The 16,220-nt window shown below is 56.4% G+C and carries 29 protein-coding genes; all 29 read right to left on the bottom strand.

From position 1 onward, the window contains the following. Complete coding sequence (gene rpsK / locus NGJ21_RS16470) at positions 1 to 390, bottom strand: 30S ribosomal protein S11 (RefSeq protein WP_003255454.1); 390 nt, start codon at positions 388 to 390, stop codon at positions 1 to 3. Between the two features lie 18 nt (positions 391 to 408). Further along, positions 409 to 765: a 30S ribosomal protein S13 gene (rpsM, locus tag NGJ21_RS16465; protein WP_012316515.1), complete on the bottom strand. Its 357-nt coding sequence runs from the start codon at positions 763 to 765 to the stop codon at positions 409 to 411. A 131-nt stretch (positions 766 to 896) separates the two neighbouring features. After that, positions 897 to 1,013: a 50S ribosomal protein L36 gene (rpmJ, locus tag NGJ21_RS16460; RefSeq protein ID WP_046788135.1), complete on the bottom strand. Its 117-nt coding sequence runs from the start codon at positions 1,011 to 1,013 to the stop codon at positions 897 to 899. 28 nt (positions 1,014 to 1,041) lie between these two features. Beyond that, complete coding sequence (gene secY, locus NGJ21_RS16455; RefSeq protein WP_003255459.1) at positions 1,042 to 2,373, bottom strand: preprotein translocase subunit SecY; 1,332 nt, start codon at positions 2,371 to 2,373, stop codon at positions 1,042 to 1,044. Continuing rightward, positions 2,374 to 2,808 carry a 50S ribosomal protein L15 gene (gene rplO / locus NGJ21_RS16450; RefSeq protein ID WP_003255461.1) on the bottom strand — a complete coding sequence of 145 codons (435 nt, stop codon included), beginning with the start codon at positions 2,806 to 2,808 and terminating at the stop codon, positions 2,374 to 2,376. Positions 2,809 to 2,811: 3 nt separating this feature from the next. Next, positions 2,812 to 2,988: a 50S ribosomal protein L30 gene (gene rpmD, locus NGJ21_RS16445; RefSeq protein ID WP_008089798.1), complete on the bottom strand. Its 177-nt coding sequence runs from the start codon at positions 2,986 to 2,988 to the stop codon at positions 2,812 to 2,814. Between the two features lie 2 nt (positions 2,989 to 2,990). Next, on the bottom strand, positions 2,991 to 3,491 hold the full coding sequence (gene rpsE, locus NGJ21_RS16440; protein WP_003255465.1) for a 30S ribosomal protein S5: 501 nt from the start codon (positions 3,489 to 3,491) through the stop codon (positions 2,991 to 2,993). 3 nt (positions 3,492 to 3,494) lie between these two features. After that, a complete protein-coding gene (gene rplR, locus NGJ21_RS16435) occupies positions 3,495 to 3,845 on the bottom strand; it encodes a 50S ribosomal protein L18 (protein ID WP_008089801.1) in 351 nt (116 codons plus the stop codon). Between the two features lie 10 nt (positions 3,846 to 3,855). Then, a complete protein-coding gene (rplF, locus tag NGJ21_RS16430; protein WP_009681972.1) occupies positions 3,856 to 4,389 on the bottom strand; it encodes a 50S ribosomal protein L6 in 534 nt (177 codons plus the stop codon). A gap of 12 nt (positions 4,390 to 4,401) precedes the next feature. After that, on the bottom strand, positions 4,402 to 4,794 hold the full coding sequence (gene rpsH / locus NGJ21_RS16425) for a 30S ribosomal protein S8 (RefSeq protein WP_008089805.1): 393 nt from the start codon (positions 4,792 to 4,794) through the stop codon (positions 4,402 to 4,404). A gap of 208 nt (positions 4,795 to 5,002) precedes the next feature. Continuing rightward, on the bottom strand, positions 5,003 to 5,308 hold the full coding sequence (gene rpsN / locus NGJ21_RS16420) for a 30S ribosomal protein S14 (protein ID WP_012316516.1): 306 nt from the start codon (positions 5,306 to 5,308) through the stop codon (positions 5,003 to 5,005). Between the two features lie 13 nt (positions 5,309 to 5,321). Beyond that, entirely contained in the window at positions 5,322 to 5,861 is a 540-nt protein-coding gene (rplE, locus tag NGJ21_RS16415) for a 50S ribosomal protein L5 (RefSeq protein ID WP_012316517.1), read from the bottom strand. 20 nt (positions 5,862 to 5,881) lie between these two features. Next, positions 5,882 to 6,196: a 50S ribosomal protein L24 gene (gene rplX, locus NGJ21_RS16410; RefSeq protein WP_003255476.1), complete on the bottom strand. Its 315-nt coding sequence runs from the start codon at positions 6,194 to 6,196 to the stop codon at positions 5,882 to 5,884. Positions 6,197 to 6,207: 11 nt separating this feature from the next. Next, on the bottom strand, positions 6,208 to 6,576 hold the full coding sequence (rplN, locus tag NGJ21_RS16405; protein WP_008089810.1) for a 50S ribosomal protein L14: 369 nt from the start codon (positions 6,574 to 6,576) through the stop codon (positions 6,208 to 6,210). 23 nt (positions 6,577 to 6,599) lie between these two features. Beyond that, positions 6,600 to 6,866: a 30S ribosomal protein S17 gene (gene rpsQ, locus NGJ21_RS16400; protein WP_008089812.1), complete on the bottom strand. Its 267-nt coding sequence runs from the start codon at positions 6,864 to 6,866 to the stop codon at positions 6,600 to 6,602. Between the two features lie 2 nt (positions 6,867 to 6,868). Then, positions 6,869 to 7,060, bottom strand: coding sequence for a 50S ribosomal protein L29 (gene rpmC, locus NGJ21_RS16395; protein ID WP_002555481.1), 192 nt, complete (start codon positions 7,058 to 7,060; stop codon positions 6,869 to 6,871). Next, on the bottom strand, positions 7,060 to 7,473 hold the full coding sequence (gene rplP, locus NGJ21_RS16390; RefSeq protein WP_003255479.1) for a 50S ribosomal protein L16: 414 nt from the start codon (positions 7,471 to 7,473) through the stop codon (positions 7,060 to 7,062). Before rplP ends, rpmC begins: the two co-directional genes overlap by 1 nt. Before the next feature lie 12 nt (positions 7,474 to 7,485). Beyond that, entirely contained in the window at positions 7,486 to 8,172 is a 687-nt protein-coding gene (rpsC, locus tag NGJ21_RS16385) for a 30S ribosomal protein S3 (RefSeq protein ID WP_003255481.1), read from the bottom strand. 13 nt (positions 8,173 to 8,185) lie between these two features. Then, on the bottom strand, positions 8,186 to 8,518 hold the full coding sequence (gene rplV / locus NGJ21_RS16380) for a 50S ribosomal protein L22 (protein ID WP_003103908.1): 333 nt from the start codon (positions 8,516 to 8,518) through the stop codon (positions 8,186 to 8,188). 11 nt (positions 8,519 to 8,529) lie between these two features. After that, positions 8,530 to 8,805 carry a 30S ribosomal protein S19 gene (rpsS, locus tag NGJ21_RS16375; RefSeq protein ID WP_003255482.1) on the bottom strand — a complete coding sequence of 92 codons (276 nt, stop codon included), beginning with the start codon at positions 8,803 to 8,805 and terminating at the stop codon, positions 8,530 to 8,532. A 16-nt stretch (positions 8,806 to 8,821) separates the two neighbouring features. Beyond that, the gene (gene rplB / locus NGJ21_RS16370; RefSeq protein WP_012316518.1) at positions 8,822 to 9,646 is read right to left on the bottom strand and encodes a 50S ribosomal protein L2; all 825 of its coding nucleotides are present in this window, start codon (positions 9,644 to 9,646) and stop codon (positions 8,822 to 8,824) included. 14 nt (positions 9,647 to 9,660) lie between these two features. Then, the gene (gene rplW, locus NGJ21_RS16365) at positions 9,661 to 9,960 is read right to left on the bottom strand and encodes a 50S ribosomal protein L23 (protein ID WP_003255484.1); all 300 of its coding nucleotides are present in this window, start codon (positions 9,958 to 9,960) and stop codon (positions 9,661 to 9,663) included. Further along, entirely contained in the window at positions 9,957 to 10,559 is a 603-nt protein-coding gene (gene rplD, locus NGJ21_RS16360; RefSeq protein ID WP_003255485.1) for a 50S ribosomal protein L4, read from the bottom strand. Before rplD ends, rplW begins: the two co-directional genes overlap by 4 nt. A gap of 12 nt (positions 10,560 to 10,571) precedes the next feature. Then, positions 10,572 to 11,207: a 50S ribosomal protein L3 gene (gene rplC / locus NGJ21_RS16355; protein ID WP_012316519.1), complete on the bottom strand. Its 636-nt coding sequence runs from the start codon at positions 11,205 to 11,207 to the stop codon at positions 10,572 to 10,574. Between the two features lie 80 nt (positions 11,208 to 11,287). After that, on the bottom strand, positions 11,288 to 11,599 hold the full coding sequence (rpsJ, locus tag NGJ21_RS16350) for a 30S ribosomal protein S10 (protein WP_003186070.1): 312 nt from the start codon (positions 11,597 to 11,599) through the stop codon (positions 11,288 to 11,290). A 142-nt stretch (positions 11,600 to 11,741) separates the two neighbouring features. Next, positions 11,742 to 12,935, bottom strand: coding sequence for an elongation factor Tu (gene tuf / locus NGJ21_RS16345; protein ID WP_003255489.1), 1,194 nt, complete (start codon positions 12,933 to 12,935; stop codon positions 11,742 to 11,744). A gap of 27 nt (positions 12,936 to 12,962) precedes the next feature. Beyond that, positions 12,963 to 15,107 carry an elongation factor G gene (fusA, locus tag NGJ21_RS16340; RefSeq protein ID WP_046788136.1) on the bottom strand — a complete coding sequence of 715 codons (2,145 nt, stop codon included), beginning with the start codon at positions 15,105 to 15,107 and terminating at the stop codon, positions 12,963 to 12,965. Positions 15,108 to 15,137: 30 nt separating this feature from the next. After that, the gene (gene rpsG / locus NGJ21_RS16335; protein ID WP_003246741.1) at positions 15,138 to 15,608 is read right to left on the bottom strand and encodes a 30S ribosomal protein S7; all 471 of its coding nucleotides are present in this window, start codon (positions 15,606 to 15,608) and stop codon (positions 15,138 to 15,140) included. 106 nt (positions 15,609 to 15,714) lie between these two features. After that, entirely contained in the window at positions 15,715 to 16,086 is a 372-nt protein-coding gene (gene rpsL, locus NGJ21_RS16330) for a 30S ribosomal protein S12 (RefSeq protein ID WP_003255492.1), read from the bottom strand. Between the last annotated feature and the right edge of the window lie 134 nt (positions 16,087 to 16,220).

The following is a 16,220-nucleotide window of genomic DNA, read 5'->3' as shown; positions in this document are numbered from 1 at the left end:
TTACACGCGGCGCTTCTTCGGCGGACGGCACCCGTTGTGCGGGATTGGCGTCACGTCGGTGATGCTGGCGATCTTGTAGCCGCAGCTGTTCAATGCACGAACGGCGGACTCACGACCTGGACCTGGACCCTTGACGTTTACGTCGAGGTTCTTAAGACCGTATTCCAGCGCAGCTTGACCAGCACGCTCAGCAGCGATCTGAGCTGCGAACGGGGTGGATTTGCGCGAACCACGGAAACCCGAACCACCGGAGGTCGCCCAGGACAAAGCATTGCCCTGACGGTCGGTGATGGTCACGATGGTGTTGTTGAAAGACGCATGGATGTGGGCGATGCCATCAACCACTGTCTTTTTGACTTTCTTACGAGGACGAGCAGCAGGTTTTGCCATGTCTATATTCCTGGGCGATTACTTGCGGATCGGCTTACGCGGGCCCTTACGGGTGCGTGCGTTGGTCTTGGTGCGCTGACCGCGAACCGGCAGACCTTTACGATGACGCAGGCCGCGGTAGCAACCCAGGTCCATCAAGCGCTTGATCTTCATGTTGACGTCACGACGCAGGTCACCTTCGGTGGTGAACTTCGCAACTTCGCCACGCAGGGTTTCGATTTGCTCGTCGCTCAGATCCTTGATCTTAGCGGCTGGATTTACACCAGCATCTGCACAGATCTTCTGTGCAGTTGTGCGACCGACACCATAGATGTAGGTCAGCGAGATAACAGTATGCTTGTTATCTGGAATGTTGACGCCTGCAATACGGGCCATTCAGTGGGACTCCAATTGACAGCTACCTACGCCCCGGAAGCCAAGAAATAGGGCGCGAGATAATATCGCTGTAGAAACGAATAATCAACCCAGCAGCACACTAGCTGCTGGGTTTGAAACGCAGATCACACTCAGCCTTGGCGCTGTTTGTGACGCGGTTCCGAGCTGCAGATCACTCGTACGACGCCTTCGCGACGGATGATCTTGCAGTTGCGGCACAGCTTTTTCACCGATGCACGAACTTTCATTACCGACTCCTCGAACCTTAGGGGCGTATCAGCGCAGCAAACCGCTGCCACCGTAGCCTTTCAGGTTGGCTTTCTTCATCAGGGATTCGTACTGGTGCGAAACGAGGTGCGATTGTACTTGGGACATGAAGTCCATCACAACCACTACCACAATCAGCAACGAGGTCCCGCCAAGGTAGAACGGCACATTTGCTGCCACCACCAGGAACTGGGGCAGAAGGCAGACGGCCATCATGTAAAGAGCACCGAACATGGTCAAACGAGTCAGAACGCCATCAATGTAGCGCGCCGACTGCTCACCAGGACGGATACCCGGAATAAAGGCACCGGACTTCTTCAGGTTTTCCGCTACGTCTTTCGGGTTGAACATCAACGCTGTGTAGAAGAAGCAGAAGAAAATGATCCCTGCACTAAACAGCAGAATGTTCAACGGCTGACCAGGAGCGATCGACTGCGAGATGTCCTGCAGCCAGCCCATACCTTCGGACTGACCGAACCAGGCACCCAGCGAAGCCGGGAACAGCAGAATGCTGCTCGCGAAAATGGCCGGGATAACCCCCGCCATGTTCACTTTAAGCGGCAAGTGGCTGGTCTGCGCTGCAAAGACCTTGCGGCCCTGCTGACGCTTGGCGTAGTGAACGGCGATACGACGCTGACCACGCTCAATGAACACCACGAAACCGATAATCGCTACTGCCAGCAAACCGATAGCGACCAGGGCGAAAATGTTGATATCGCCTGTGCGCGCAGACTCGAAAGACTGCCCGATTGCTCTCGGAAGACCGGCAACGATACCTGCGAAGATCAACATCGAGATACCGTTGCCCACACCGCGCTCGGTGATCTGCTCACCCAGCCACATCATGAACATCGCGCCTGCCACAAACGTGGAAACCGCGACGACATGGAAGCCAAGGCCCGCAGAAAACGCCACGCCCTGGTTGGCCAGGCCAATGGACATGCCAATGGCTTGAACCAGCGCCAGAATAACGGTGCCGTAGCGGGTGTACTGGCTGATCTTGCGACGGCCAGCTTCACCTTCCTTCTTCAACTGCTCCAGTTGCGGGCTGACCGCGGTCATCAGCTGCATGATGATCGATGCCGAGATGTACGGCATGATCCCCAATGCAAAGATGCTCATGCGCTCAAGCGCGCCACCGGAAAACATGTTGAACAAGCTAAGAATGGTCCCCTCATTCTGCCGAAACAGATCCGCCAGACGGTCCGGATTGATGCCTGGAACCGGGATATGCGCACCTATCCGATAGACGATGATCGCCATGAACAGAAAGCGCAGACGAGCCCAGAGTTCCGACATCCCGCCCTTACCGAGCGAAGAGAGAGCACCTTGCTTAGCCATTTATTCCTCGAATTTGCCGCCAGCTGCTTCGATAGCCGCACGCGCACCCTTGGTGGCTGCGATACCCTTGATGGTGACTGCGCGAGTAACTTCGCCAGACAGCATGATTTTCACACGCTGAATGTGCTGGTTGATCACGTTGGCATCCTTCAGGGATTGCACGGAGATCACGTCGCCTTCCACTTTGGCCAGCTCGGACAGACGCACTTCTGCGCGGTCCATGGCCTTCAGGGAAACGAAGCCGAACTTCGGCAGGCGACGGTGCAGCGGCTGTTGACCGCCTTCGAAGCCCGGAGCGATCGAACCACCCGAACGGGAGGTCTGACCTTTGTGGCCACGGCCGCCGGTCTTGCCCAGACCGCTACCGATACCACGACCCGGACGATGCTTTTCGCGACGGGAACCCGGCGCTGGACTCAGATCATTGAGTTTCATCGATTAACCCTCGACGCGCAGCATGTAGTAAGCCTTGTTGATCATCCCGCGGTTCTCGGGAGTATCCTGGACTTCTACAGTGTGACCGATGCGACGCAGACCCAGACCTTTAACGCACAGTTTGTGGTTAGGGATACGGCCCGAGACGCTCTTGATCAGCGTTACTTTTACGGTTGCCATGATCAGAAGATCTCCTCAACGCTCTTGCCGCGCTTGGCAGCAATGGACTCAGGAGATTGCATGGCTTTCAGACCCTTGAAGGTGGCGTAAACCACGTTCACTGGGTTGGTCGAACCGTAGCACTTGGCCAGGACGTTCTGAACACCAGCAACTTCCAGGACAGCACGCATGGCGCCGCCGGCGATGATACCGGTACCTTCCGAAGCAGGCTGCATGTAAACCTTCGAGGCGCCGTGGGCGGCCTTGGTGGCGTACTGCAGGGTGGTGCCCTTCAGGTCAACCTGGATCATGTTGCGACGAGCAGCTTCCATGGCTTTCTGAATCGCGGCAGGTACTTCGCGCGATTTGCCACGGCCGAAGCCGACGCGACCTTTACCATCACCAACCACGGTCAGCGCGGTGAAGGTGAAGATACGGCCGCCTTTAACGGTTTTAGCTACGCGGTTAACTTGAACCAGCTTCTCGATGTAGCCTTCGTCGCGCTTTTGATCGTTATTTGCCATAACTTAGAACTCCAGCCCGCCTTCACGAGCAGCATCAGCCAGCGCTTTGACGCGGCCATGGTACTTGAAGCCGGAACGGTCAAAGGCAACTTGAGATACACCGGCGGCTTTCGCACGCTCAGCTACCAGCTTGCCAACCTTAGTGGCCGCGTCGATGTTGCCAGTGGCGCCATCACGCAGGTCTTTGTCCAAGGTCGAGGCGCTTGCCAAAACCTTGCTGCCGTCGGCCGAAATGACCTGGGCGTAGATGTGCTGCGAGGAGCGGAACACGCACAGGCGCACGACTTCGAGTTCGTGCATCTTGAGACGTGCTTTGCGAGCGCGACGCAGTCGAGTAACTTTTTTGTCGGTCATTTGCTAGGCCCTACTTCTTCTTGGCTTCTTTACGACGGACTACTTCGTCCGCGTAACGCACACCCTTGCCTTTGTAAGGCTCTGGCGGACGGAAGTCGCGGATTTCAGCGGCCACCTGACCTACCAGCTGCTTGTCGATACCCTTGATCAGGATGTCGGTTTGGCTGGGAGTTTCAGCAGTGATACCGGCTGGCAGTTCGTAGTCCACTGGATGCGAGAAGCCCAGAGCCAGGTTCAGGACGGTGCCTTTAGCCTGTGCCTTGTAACCAACACCGACCAGCTGGAGCTTGCGCTCAAAGCCTTGGCTTACGCCCTGGACCATGTTGTTGACCAGAGCACGGGTAGTACCGGCCATGGCGCGAGCTTGCTGATCACCGTTGCGAGCGACGAAACGCAGTTCGCCGGACTCTTCGGTAACTTCAACAGACGAGTGAACGTTCAGTTCGAGAGTGCCTTTGGCACCCTTCACCGAAAGCTGCTGACCGGCGAATTTGACTTCGACACCAGCTGGCAGCTTAACGGGGTTCTTAGCGACGCGAGACATGCCTATCTCCCCTTAGAACACTGTGCACAGAACTTCGCCGCCGACACCGGCAGCGCGCGCAGCGCGGTCAGTCATCACACCTTTGTTGGTGGAGACGATAGACACGCCCAGGCCGCCACGAACTTTCGGCAGGTCTGTGACGGACTTGTACTGGCGCAGGCCAGGACGGCTGGAACGCTTCAGTTCCTCGATGACCGGACGGCCTTCGAAGTACTTGAGTTCGATCGACAGGGACGGCTTGGCCTCACCAGTAACCTGGTAGCCAGCGATGTAACCTTCGTCTTTCAGAACTTTGGCAACCGCGACCTTCAGAGTGGAGGAAGGCATGCTTACGACGGACTTTTCAGCCATCTGGGCATTACGGATGCGAGTTAGCATGTCCGCTAACGGGTCCTGCATACTCATGGGCTAGATGCTCCTGATACAAGAATTATTAGCCTTGCGGCTATCACAACCACCCAAGCAGGCAGGGTAAAAACCCGGGCTCAGGTGAGCCGGTCATTCTAGACACAAGACAGAAACGAAACAAGCCCCATGAAGGGGCTTGTTTGTTGGCGAGAACACCGGCGGTCGGAAGATTACCCCCCTTCCGCCAGGGTCACACCTGCAGCGATTACCAGGAGGCCTTGACCAGACCTGGTACGTCACCGCGCATTGCGGCTTGACGCAGCATGTTACGGCCCAGGCCGAACTTACGGTATACACCGTGAGGACGACCGGTCAGGCGGCAACGGTTGCGCAGACGCGCAGCGCTGGCATCACGTGGCTGCTTCTGCAGAGCGACAACGGCAGCGAAACGCTCTTCAGGAGAGGCGTTCAGGTTGACGATGGTCGCTTTCAGCTCAGCACGCTTTTTGGCGAACTTGGCTACCGTGAGCTGACGCTTCAGCTCGCGGTTTTTCATGCTCTTCTTGGCCATTTTCCTACTCCAATCAGTTGCGGAACGGGAATTTGAATGCACGCAGCAGAGCGCGGCCTTCGTCATCCGAACGAGCAGTGGTGGTCAGGGTGATGTCCAAACCGCGCAGAGCATCGATCTTGTCGTAATCGATTTCCGGGAAGATGATCTGCTCTTTCACGCCCATGCTGTAGTTGCCACGGCCATCGAAGGACTTGGCATTCAGGCCGCGGAAGTCGCGGACCCGAGGCAGGGAGATCGCCAGCAGGCGGTCCAGGAATTCGTACATCTTTTCGCGACGCAGGGTCACCTTGACACCGATCGGCCATCCTTCACGGACTTTGAAGCCCGCGATGGATTTACGAGCGAAAGTCACAACCGGCTTTTGACCGGTGATCTTTTCCAGGTCGGCAACAGCGTGCTCGATGACTTTCTTGTCGCCGATCGCTTCGCCCAGGCCCATGTTCAGGGTGATCTTGGTAACGCGCGGAACTTCCATCACGTTCGACAGCTTAAGTTCTTCCTTAAGCTTAGGAGCGATTTCGTTCCGGTAAATCTCTTTCAGTCGTGCCATGGTCTTCTACCTAGCAGTGTTCAAGCATCAACCGCTTTTTGGGTCGACTTGAAGACACGAATTTTCTTACCGTCTTCTACTTTGAAACCAACGCGGTCAGCCTTGTTGGTTTCGCCATTGAAGATGGCAACGTTGGAAGCGTGCAGAGGCGCTTCTTTTTCGACGATACCGCCCTGAACGCCCGCCATCGGGTTAGGCTTGGTATGACGCTTGACCAGGTTCACACCACCGATGACCAGACGGTCGTCAGCGAGAACCTTCAGCACCTTACCGCGCTTACCTTTGTCTTTGCCGGCGATCACGATGATCTCGTCGTCACGACGAATCTTTTGCATGTCGGATCTCCTTACAGCACTTCAGGGGCGAGCGAGACGATCTTCATGAACTTCTCAGTACGAAGTTCACGGGTCACTGGCCCGAAGATGCGAGTGCCGATCGGCTCTTGCTTGGTGTTCAGCAGAACAGCAGCGTTGCCGTCGAAACGAATGATGGAACCGTCAGCGCGACGTACACCGTGACGGGTACGGACGACAACAGCGGTCATCACCTGGCCTTTTTTGACCTTACCGCGCGGAATTGCTTCCTTGACGGTTACTTTGATGATGTCACCGATGCCGGCGTAACGGCGGTGCGAACCACCGAGCACCTTGATGCACATGACGCGACGAGCGCCGCTGTTATCGGCCACATCGAGCATGGATTGAGTCTGAATCATAAAATTTCTCCGACCCCTAGCCCTTAGACTTCAACAGCGCGTTCGAGGACTTCAACCAGTGCCCAGGACTTGGTCTTGGCCAGCGGACGGGTTTCACGGATGGAAACCTTGTCGCCGATTTTGCACTGGTTGGATTCGTCGTGCGCGTGCAGCTTAGTCGAACGCTTAACGTATTTACCGTAGATCGGGTGCTTGACGCGACGCTCGATCAGAACGGTGATGGTCTTGTCCATTTTGTCGCTGACGACACGGCCAGTCAGCGTACGGACGGTTTTTTCAGCTTCAGCCATGATCACTTACCTGCCTGCTGGTTAAGCACAGTTTTCACGCGAGCGATGTCACGCTTAACTTGCGAGAGCAGGTGCGACTGCCCCAACTGGCCAGTTGCCTTCTGCATACGCAGATTGAACTGGTCGCGCAGCAAGCCGAGCAGTTGCTCATTCAGTTGCTGTGCAGATTTTTCACGAAGTTCATTCGCTTTCATCACATCACCGTCCGCTTAACAAAGGAGGTGGCGAGAGGCAGCTTTGCAGCAGCCAGGGCGAAAGCTTCGCGCGCCAGCTCTTCAGAAACACCCTCGATCTCGTACAGGACTTTGCCTGGCTGGATCTGGGCAACCCAGTATTCCACGGAACCCTTACCTTTACCCATACGAACCTCGAGAGGCTTCTTGGAGATCGGCTTGTCCGGGAAGACACGGATCCAGATCTTGCCGCCACGCTTAACGTGACGGGTCAGAGCACGACGTGCCGACTCGATCTGGCGGGCGGTGAGGCGACCGCGAGCAACAGCTTTCAGGGCGAATTCGCCGAAGCTGACTTTGCTACCGCGCAGTGCCAGACCACGGTTGTGGCCGGTCATCTGCTTGCGGAATTTTGTACGCTTTGGTTGCAACATTTGGCGTACCCCTTACTTAGCAGCTTTTTTACGAGGCGCTGGTGCTTGTGGTTTCAGTTCTTCTTGGCGACCACCAATAACTTCGCCTTTGAAGATCCAAACCTTCACACCGATCACACCGTAAGTGGTGTGAGCTTCGTAGGTGTTGTAGTCGATATCGGCACGCAGGGTGTGCAGAGGCACACGACCTTCGCGATACCACTCGGTACGAGCAATCTCAGCACCGCCGAGACGACCGCTCACCTGGATCTTGATGCCCTTGGCACCAATACGCATGGCGTTCTGTACGGCGCGCTTCATGGCGCGACGGAACATTACGCGGCGTTCCAGCTGCTGAGCTACGCTCTGCGCAACCAGCATAGCGTCGAGTTCCGGCTTGCGGATCTCTTCGATGTTGATGTGCACAGGCACACCCATCTGCTTGGTCAGGTCCTGACGCAGCTTCTCGACATCCTCACCTTTCTTACCGATAACGATACCGGGACGAGCGGTGTGGATGGTGATGCGTGCAGTTTGAGCCGGACGATGAATATCGATACGGCTTACGGACGCGCTTTTTAGTTTGTCTTGGAGGTACTCACGCGTTTTCAGATCCTTCAAGAGGTAATCTGCGTAAGTAGCACCGTCTGCGTACCAGACGGAGGTGTGCTCCTTGACGATTCCCAGGCGAATGCCAGTGGGATGTACTTTCTGACCCATCTGATCGACTCCGTTACTTGTCCGCAACCTTGACAGTGATATGGCAAGACCGCTTGACGATGCGATCAGCACGGCCTTTGGCACGTGGCATGATGCGCTTCAGCGAACGCCCTTCGTTGACGAAGACGGTGGAGACCTTCAGGTCATCAACGTCTGCGCCTTCGTTGTGTTCGGCGTTGGCAACGGCCGACTCGAGGACTTTCTTCATGATTTCAGCGGCTTTTTTGCTGCTGAAGGCCAACAGGTTGAGCGCTTCGCCCACCTTCTTCCCGCGGATCTGGTCGGCGACCAAGCGGGCTTTCTGGGCGGAGATGCGAGCGCCCGACAACTTAGCGGCTACTTCCATTTCCTTACCCCTTAACGCTTGGCTTTCTTGTCAGCCACGTGCCCGCGATAGGTGCGGGTACCGGCGAACTCGCCCAGTTTGTGGCCGACCATGTCTTCGTTCACGAGAACTGGAACATGCTGGCGACCGTTGTGAACCGCGATGGTCAGACCGACCATTTGTGGCAGGATCATCGAACGACGCGACCAGGTTTTAACTGGCTTGCGATCATTCTTCTCCACCGCCACTTCGACCTTCTTCAGCAGGTGAAGATCGATAAAAGGACCTTTTTTCAGAGAACGTGGCACTGTCGTATCCCTCTAGTTACTTGCGACGACGGACGATCATGTTGTCGGTACGCTTATTACCACGGGTTTTAGCACCCTTGGTTGGGAAGCCCCATGGCGATACCGGATGACGACCACCGGAGGTACGACCTTCACCACCACCATGTGGGTGGTCAACCGGGTTCATGGCAACACCACGAACGGTTGGGCGAACGCCGCGCCAGCGTTTGGCACCAGCTTTACCCAGCGAGCGCAGGCTGTGCTCGGAGTTCGAGACTTCGCCCAGGGTCGCACGGCACTCAGCCAGTACTTTACGCATCTCACCGGAACGCAGACGCAGAGTCACGTAGACGCCTTCACGAGCGATCAGCTGAGCCGAAGCACCAGCGGAACGAGCGATCTGAGCACCTTTACCCGGCTTCAGTTCGATGCCGTGAATGGTGCTACCTACTGGGATGTTGCGCAGCTGCAGGGAGTTACCGGCCTTGATTGGGGCCAGAGCACCTGCGATCAGCTGGTCGCCAGCACTTACGCCTTTAGGGGCGATGATGTAGCGACGCTCACCGTCTGCGTAGCACAGCAGGGCGATGTGAGCAGTACGGTTTGGATCGTATTCGATACGCTCGACAGTGGCTGGGATGCCATCTTTGTCGTTGCGACGGAAGTCGACCAGACGATAATGCTGCTTATGACCACCACCAACGTGACGAGTGGTGATGCGGCCATTGTTGTTACGACCACCAGACTTCGATTTCTTCTCGAGCAGCGGTGCGTGAGGAGCGCCTTTATGCAGCTCCTGGTTGACCACCTTGACCACGAAACGGCGGCCAGGGGAAGTCGGTTTGCATTTAACGATTGCCATGATGCACCCCTTCCTTACTCAGCACTGCTGCTGAAATCGAGATCTTGGCCTGGCTGAAGGGAGACGATCGCCTTCTTCCAGTCATTACGCTTGCCCAGACCACGTGCGGTACGCTTGGTTTTACCCAGAACGTTAACAGTCGACACGTTTTCAACTTTTACGTTGAACAGGCCTTCGACAGCTTTCTTGATTTCCAGCTTGGTTGCGTCAGTAGCAACCTTGAATACGAACTGGCCTTTTTTCTCAGCCAGAACGGTAGCCTTCTCGGAAACGTGCGGGCCAAGGAGGACTTTGAATACGCGTTCCTGGTTCATCCCAGCAGCTCCTCGAATTTCTTCACGGCCGAGACAGTGATCAACACTTTCTCGTATGCGATCAGACTGACCGGGTCGGAACCTTGAACGTCACGTACATCGACGTGCGGCAGGTTACGAGCAGCCAGGTACAGGTTCTGATCAACAGCGTCCGAAACGATCAGAACGTCGCTCAGACCCATGCCGTTCAGCTTGTTCAGCAGATCTTTGGTTTTCGGTGCTTCAACAGCGAAGTCCTGAACCACGACCAGACGGTCGCTACGCACCAGCTCAGCGAGGATGGAGCGCAGAGCTGCGCGGTACATCTTCTTGTTGAGCTTCTGCGAGTGATCCTGAGGACGAGCTGCGAAGGTTACACCACCGCCACGCCAGATCGGACCACGAGTGGTACCAGCACGAGCACGGCCAGTACCCTTCTGACGCCATGGGCGCTTACCGCCACCAGCCACGTCGGAACGGGTCTTTTGCTGCTTGGTGCCCTGACGGCCGCCGGCCATGTAGGCCACGACTGCTTGGTGTACCAGCGTCTCGTTGAATTCGCCACCGAAAGTCAGTTCGGAAACTTCGATCGCCTGAGCGTCATTTACATTAAGTTGCATGTCAGTTTCCCCTTAACCGCGAGCCTTGACAGCCGGACGTACAACCACGTCGCCGCCAGTAGCGCCAGGAACGGCACCCTTGACCAGCAGCAGGTTGCGCTCAGCGTCTACGCGAACTACTTCCAGGGACTGAACAGTCACGCGCTCGGCGCCCATGTGACCGGACATTTTCTTGCCCTTGAACACACGACCAGGAGTCTGGCACTGGCCGATGGAGCCTGGGACACGGTGCGACACGGAGTTACCGTGGGTGTTGTCCTGGCCACGGAAGTTCCAGCGCTTGATGGTACCGGCAAAGCCTTTACCTTTGGACTGACCAGTAACGTCTACCAGCTGGCCTGCAGTGAAGAGTTCAGCTTTGATCGAGTCGCCAGCCTGGAACTCGCCTTCTTCAAGGCGGAACTCCCAGACACCGCGACCAGCGGCAACGTTGGCCTTGGCGAAGTGACCTGCCTGAGCGGCAGTCACACGCGAAGCACGACGCTCGCCGACAGTGACTTGCACTGCACGGTAGCCATCGGTTTCTTCAGTTTTGAACTGGGTGACGCGATTCGGCTCGATCTCAATGACCGTGACCGGAATGGAGACACCTTCTTCGGTGAAAATGCGGGTCATACCGCACTTGCGACCGACTACACCAATAGTCATGTTGTAAACCTCATGAGTGTACGGGGCTTTCACCCGCTATGGCCGCCCATTTCAGAGCGTTACACGACAAGACCGAAGTCTTAGCCGAGGCTGATCTGCACTTCCACACCTGCCGCCAGATCAAGCTTCATCAGCGCGTCAACGGTTTTATCCGTCGGCTGGACGATGTCCAGAACACGCTTATGAGTGCGGATCTCGTACTGGTCACGCGCGTCTTTGTTGACGTGCGGGGAGACCAGAACGGTGAAACGCTCTTTGCGGGTAGGCAGTGGAATTGGACCACGCACTTGTGCACCAGTACGTTTCGCGGTTTCCACGATTTCCTGGGTGGATTGGTCGATCAGGCGATGGTCGAAAGCCTTCAACCTGATTCGGATTTGCTGATTTTGCATTGGATTTCAGACTCCAGGCTGTTCCCAACGGACGCACTACGCCCGCTAAAAGGAGGCGTGATTCTATAGACGCCCCTATTTAGTGTCAACCCAATAAAAAAAACCCCCGCTGAGCGGGGGTTTTTTTCAATCGGTCGAGTGATTACTCGATGATTTTGGCTACGACGCCGGCGCCGACGGTACGACCGCCTTCACGGATAGCGAAGCGCAGACCGTCTTCCATTGCGATGGTCTTGATCAGGGTAACAGTCATCTGAATGTTGTCACCTGGCATTACCATTTCAACGCCTTCCGGCAGTTCGCAGTTACCGGTCACGTCAGTGGTACGGAAGTAGAACTGAGGACGGTAGCCTTTGAAGAACGGAGTGTGACGGCCGCCTTCTTCCTTCGACAGAACGTAGACTTCTGCGGTGAACTTGGTGTGCGGCTTGACCGAACCTGGCTTGACCAGAACCTGGCCACGCTCAACGTCATCACGCTTGGTACCACGCAGCAGAACGCCGCAGTTCTCGCCAGCACGACCTTCGTCCAGCAGCTTGCGGAACATCTCAACACCGGTGCAGGTGGTGGTGGTGGTGTCACGCAGACCAACGATTTCCAGCGGATCCTGAACGCGGACGATACCACGCTCGATACGACCGGTAACAACGGTACCACGCCCCGAGATCGAGAATACGTCTTCGATCGGCATCAGGAACGGCTGGTCGATGGCACGAACTGGCTCAGGAATGTAGCTGTCCAGAGTTTCTACCAGCTTCTTGACAGCGGTAGTGCCCATTTCGTTGTCGTCTTTGCCTTCCAGGGCCATACGAGCAGAACCGATGATGATCGGAGTGTCGTCGCCTGGGAAGTCGTAGGTGGACAGCAGGTCGCGAACTTCCATCTCGACCAGTTCCAGCAGCTCGGCGTCGTCTACCAGGTCAGCCTTGTTCAGGAAGACCACGATGTACGGAACGCCAACCTGACGGGACAGCAGGATGTGCTCACGGGTTTGTGGCATCGGACCATCGGCGGCCGAGCAAACCAGGATCGCGCCGTCCATCTGGGCAGCACCGGTGATCATGTTCTTCACGTAGTCAGCGTGACCTGGGCAGTCAACGTGAGCGTAGTGACGAATGGTCGAGTTGTACTCAACGTGAGCGGTGTTGATGGTGATACCGCGCGCTTTTTCTTCCGGAGCCGAGTCGATCTTGTCGAACTCAACGATTGCCGAACCGAAAACTTCGGAGCAAACGCGAGTCAGAGCTGCGGTCAGAGTGGTCTTACCGTGGTCAACGTGGCCGATGGTGCCAACGTTAACGTGCGGAAGGGAACGATCAAATTTTTCTTTAGCCACGACAGTGAACCTCTTGCCTAAAGGGGATTAGCCTTGTTTTTTAACGAGTGCTTCGACGATGTTCGACGGAGCTTCGGCGTATTTGGAGAATTCCATGGAGTAGCTTGCGCGACCCTGAGACATGGAACGAACGTCGGTCGCATAACCGAACATTTCTCCGAGCGGTACTTCAGCACGGACGACGCGGCCGGAGACCGACTCATCCATACCCTGGACCAGACCACGACGACGGTTCAGGTCACCCATCACGTCACCCAGGTAGTCTTCCGGGGTTACAACTTCGACCTTCATGATCGGCTCGAGGACCACGCCACCGCCCTTCTGGGCCAGCTGCTTGGTTGCCATCGAAGCAGCGATCTTGAACGCCATTTCGTTGGAGTCGACGTCGTGGTACGAACCGTCGAATACCGTGGCCTTCAGGCCGATCAGAGGATAACCGGCAACGACGCCGTTTTTCATCTGCTCTTCGATACCCTTCTGGATCGGGGCGATGAATTCCTTAGGAATCACACCACCAACGACTTCGTTGGAGAACACCAGACCTTCGGTGATGTTGCCTTTCTCGTCCTGATCTGGCTCCGAGAAACGGATCCAGCAGTGACCGAACTGACCACGACCACCCGACTGACGAACGAACTTGCCTTCGATCTCAACGCCGGACTTGGTGATCTTCTCGCGGTACGAAACCTGCGGCTTACCGATGTTGGCTTCGACGTTGAACTCGCGCTTCATGCGGTCAACGAGGATGTCCAGGTGCAGCTCACCCATGCCCGAGATGATGGTCTGGCCAGTCTCTTCGTCGGTCTTGACGCGGAACGACGGGTCTTCCTGGGCCAGCTTGCCCAGAGCAATACCCATCTTCTCCTGGTCAGCCTTGGTTTTCGGCTCGACGGAGAGCGAAATGACCGGCTCAGGGAAGTCCATACGCTCAAGAATGATTGGCTTGTCGGCGTTGCACAGGGTTTCGCCCGTGGTCACGTCCTTCATGCCGATCAGTGCCGCGATGTCGCCAGCGCGCACTTCCTTGATCTCTTCACGCTGGTTGGCGTGCATCTGCACCATACGACCAACGCGCTCTTTCTTGCCCTTGACCGAGTTGATGACCGAGTCACCGGAGCTCAGAACGCCGGAGTAGACGCGAACAAAGGTCAGAGTACCAACGAACGGGTCGGTCGCGATCTTGAACGCCAGAGCAGAGAACGGCTCGTTGTCGTCGGCGTGACGCTCGTCTTTACGAACAGCCGGATCGTCTTTGTCCAGGTCCTTGTCGTCCGGGTTGATACCCTGGATTGCAGGGATCTCGGTCGGAGCAGGCAGGTAGTCGATGACGGCGTCGAGAACCAGGGGAACGCCCTTGTTCTTGAACGACGAACCGCAGACAGCCGGTACGATTTCGCTGGCCAGGGTGCGCGCGCGCAGACCGGCTTTGATCTCTTCGACGGTCAGCTCTTCGCCTTCCAGGTACTTGTTCATCAGCTCTTCGCTGGACTCGGCAGCAGCTTCAACCATGTTGGAGCGCCACTCTTGAGCCAGCTCCAGCATATCGGCAGGAATTTCTTCCTCGCGATAAGTGGTGCCTTTGTCGTCGTCGTTCCAGTAGATAGCCTTCATCTTGATCAGGTCGACCTGACCCTGGAAGTTATCTTCCGAACCGATGGCCAGCTGAACAGGAACCGGGGTGTGACCCAGGCGGTTCTTGATCTGACCTACGACGCGCAGGAAGTTTGCACCGGCACGGTCCATCTTGTTCACGTAAACAACACGTGGAACGCCGTACTTGTTGGCCTGACGCCATACGGTTTCGGACTGAGGCTCAACGCCGGAGGTACCGCAGAACACAACGACCGCGCCGTCGAGTACACGCAGCGAACGCTCTACTTCAATGGTGAAGTCAACGTGGCCAGGGGTATCGATGACGTTTACACGGTAGTTGTCGTACTGACCAACGGAACCCTTCCAGAAGGTGGTAACGGCAGCGGAGGTAATGGTGATACCGCGCTCCTGCTCCTGCACCATCCAGTCGGTGGTCGCGGCGCCGTCGTGCACCTCGCCCATCTTGTGGCTCAGACCTGTGTAGAACAGGATCCGCTCGGTAGTGGTAGTCTTGCCCGCGTCAACGTGAGCACAGATACCGATGTTACGGTAGCGGTTAATTGCTGTAGTACGAGCCATAAAGCCCTCGCAAAAATGTTGATGCTTGAATTAGAAGCGGTAGTGCGAGAACGCTTTGTTGGCTTCAGCCATACGGTGCACGTCTTCACGCTTCTTGACTGCAGCACCCTTGCCTTCGGCAGCATCCAGCAGCTCGCCAGCCAGGCGCAGAGCCATCGACTTCTCGCCGCGCTTGCGGGCGTAGTCTACGAGCCAGCGCATTGCCAGAGCGTTACGACGGGATGGACGAACTTCAACCGGAACCTGGTAAGTGGCACCGCCGACACGACGGGACTTTACTTCGACCAGCGGAGCGATGGCGTCGAGAGCTTTCTCGAAGATTTCCAGGGGGTCGCTGTTCTTGCGTGCTTTGACGGTATCCAGGGCACCGTAAACGATGCGCTCGGCTACGGCCTTCTTGCCGCTTTCCATCACGTGGTTCATGAACTTGGCGAGGATCTGGGATCCGTACTTCGGATCGTCAAGGATCTCACGTTTTGCTGCTACACGACGTCTTGGCATGATAAGCCCTCAAACGGTCTTCAGGTTAGCCCGGGACGTGGGTCTTCGACCCCTGCCCGACCTTACTCTTATCGACTCAAAAAAATGGATGTCTGCAAACGGCCGATTACTTCGGACGCTTGGTACCGTACTTCGAACGACCCTGGTTACGGCCTTTGACGCCCGAAGTATCCAGAGAGCCGCGAACGGTATGGTAACGAACACCTGGCAAGTCTTTTACACGGCCGCCACGGATCAGGACGACGCTGTGCTCTTGCAGGTTGTGGCCTTCACCGCCGATGTACGAGGAAACCTCGAAACCGTTGGTCAGACGCACACGGCATACTTTACGCAGTGCCGAGTTAGGTTTTTTCGGCGTGGTGGTGTACACGCGGGTGCACACGCCACGACGTTGCGGGCAGTTCTGCAGCGCAGGAACGTCGGACTTTTCGACCGAACGCTTACGCGGCTGACGTACCAGCTGGTTGATAGTTGCCATCTACTAGCTCCACTGATTGTCTTGCGACTCTATTGTCTTGCAAGAAAGCCAAAAATTGGCGAGACGGAGCCTCACCAAATTTAAGGGTACAAAAGTCTAAAGAGGATCTTGCACCCAGTCAAGACAAGGCCCCG

Origin of the sequence: Pseudomonas sp. Marseille-Q5299 (assembly GCF_943737035.1) — a bacterium.
Lineage (GTDB): Bacteria > Pseudomonadota > Gammaproteobacteria > Pseudomonadales > Pseudomonadaceae > Aquipseudomonas > Aquipseudomonas putida_E.
This window is presented reverse-complemented; position numbering and strand designations above follow the sequence as displayed.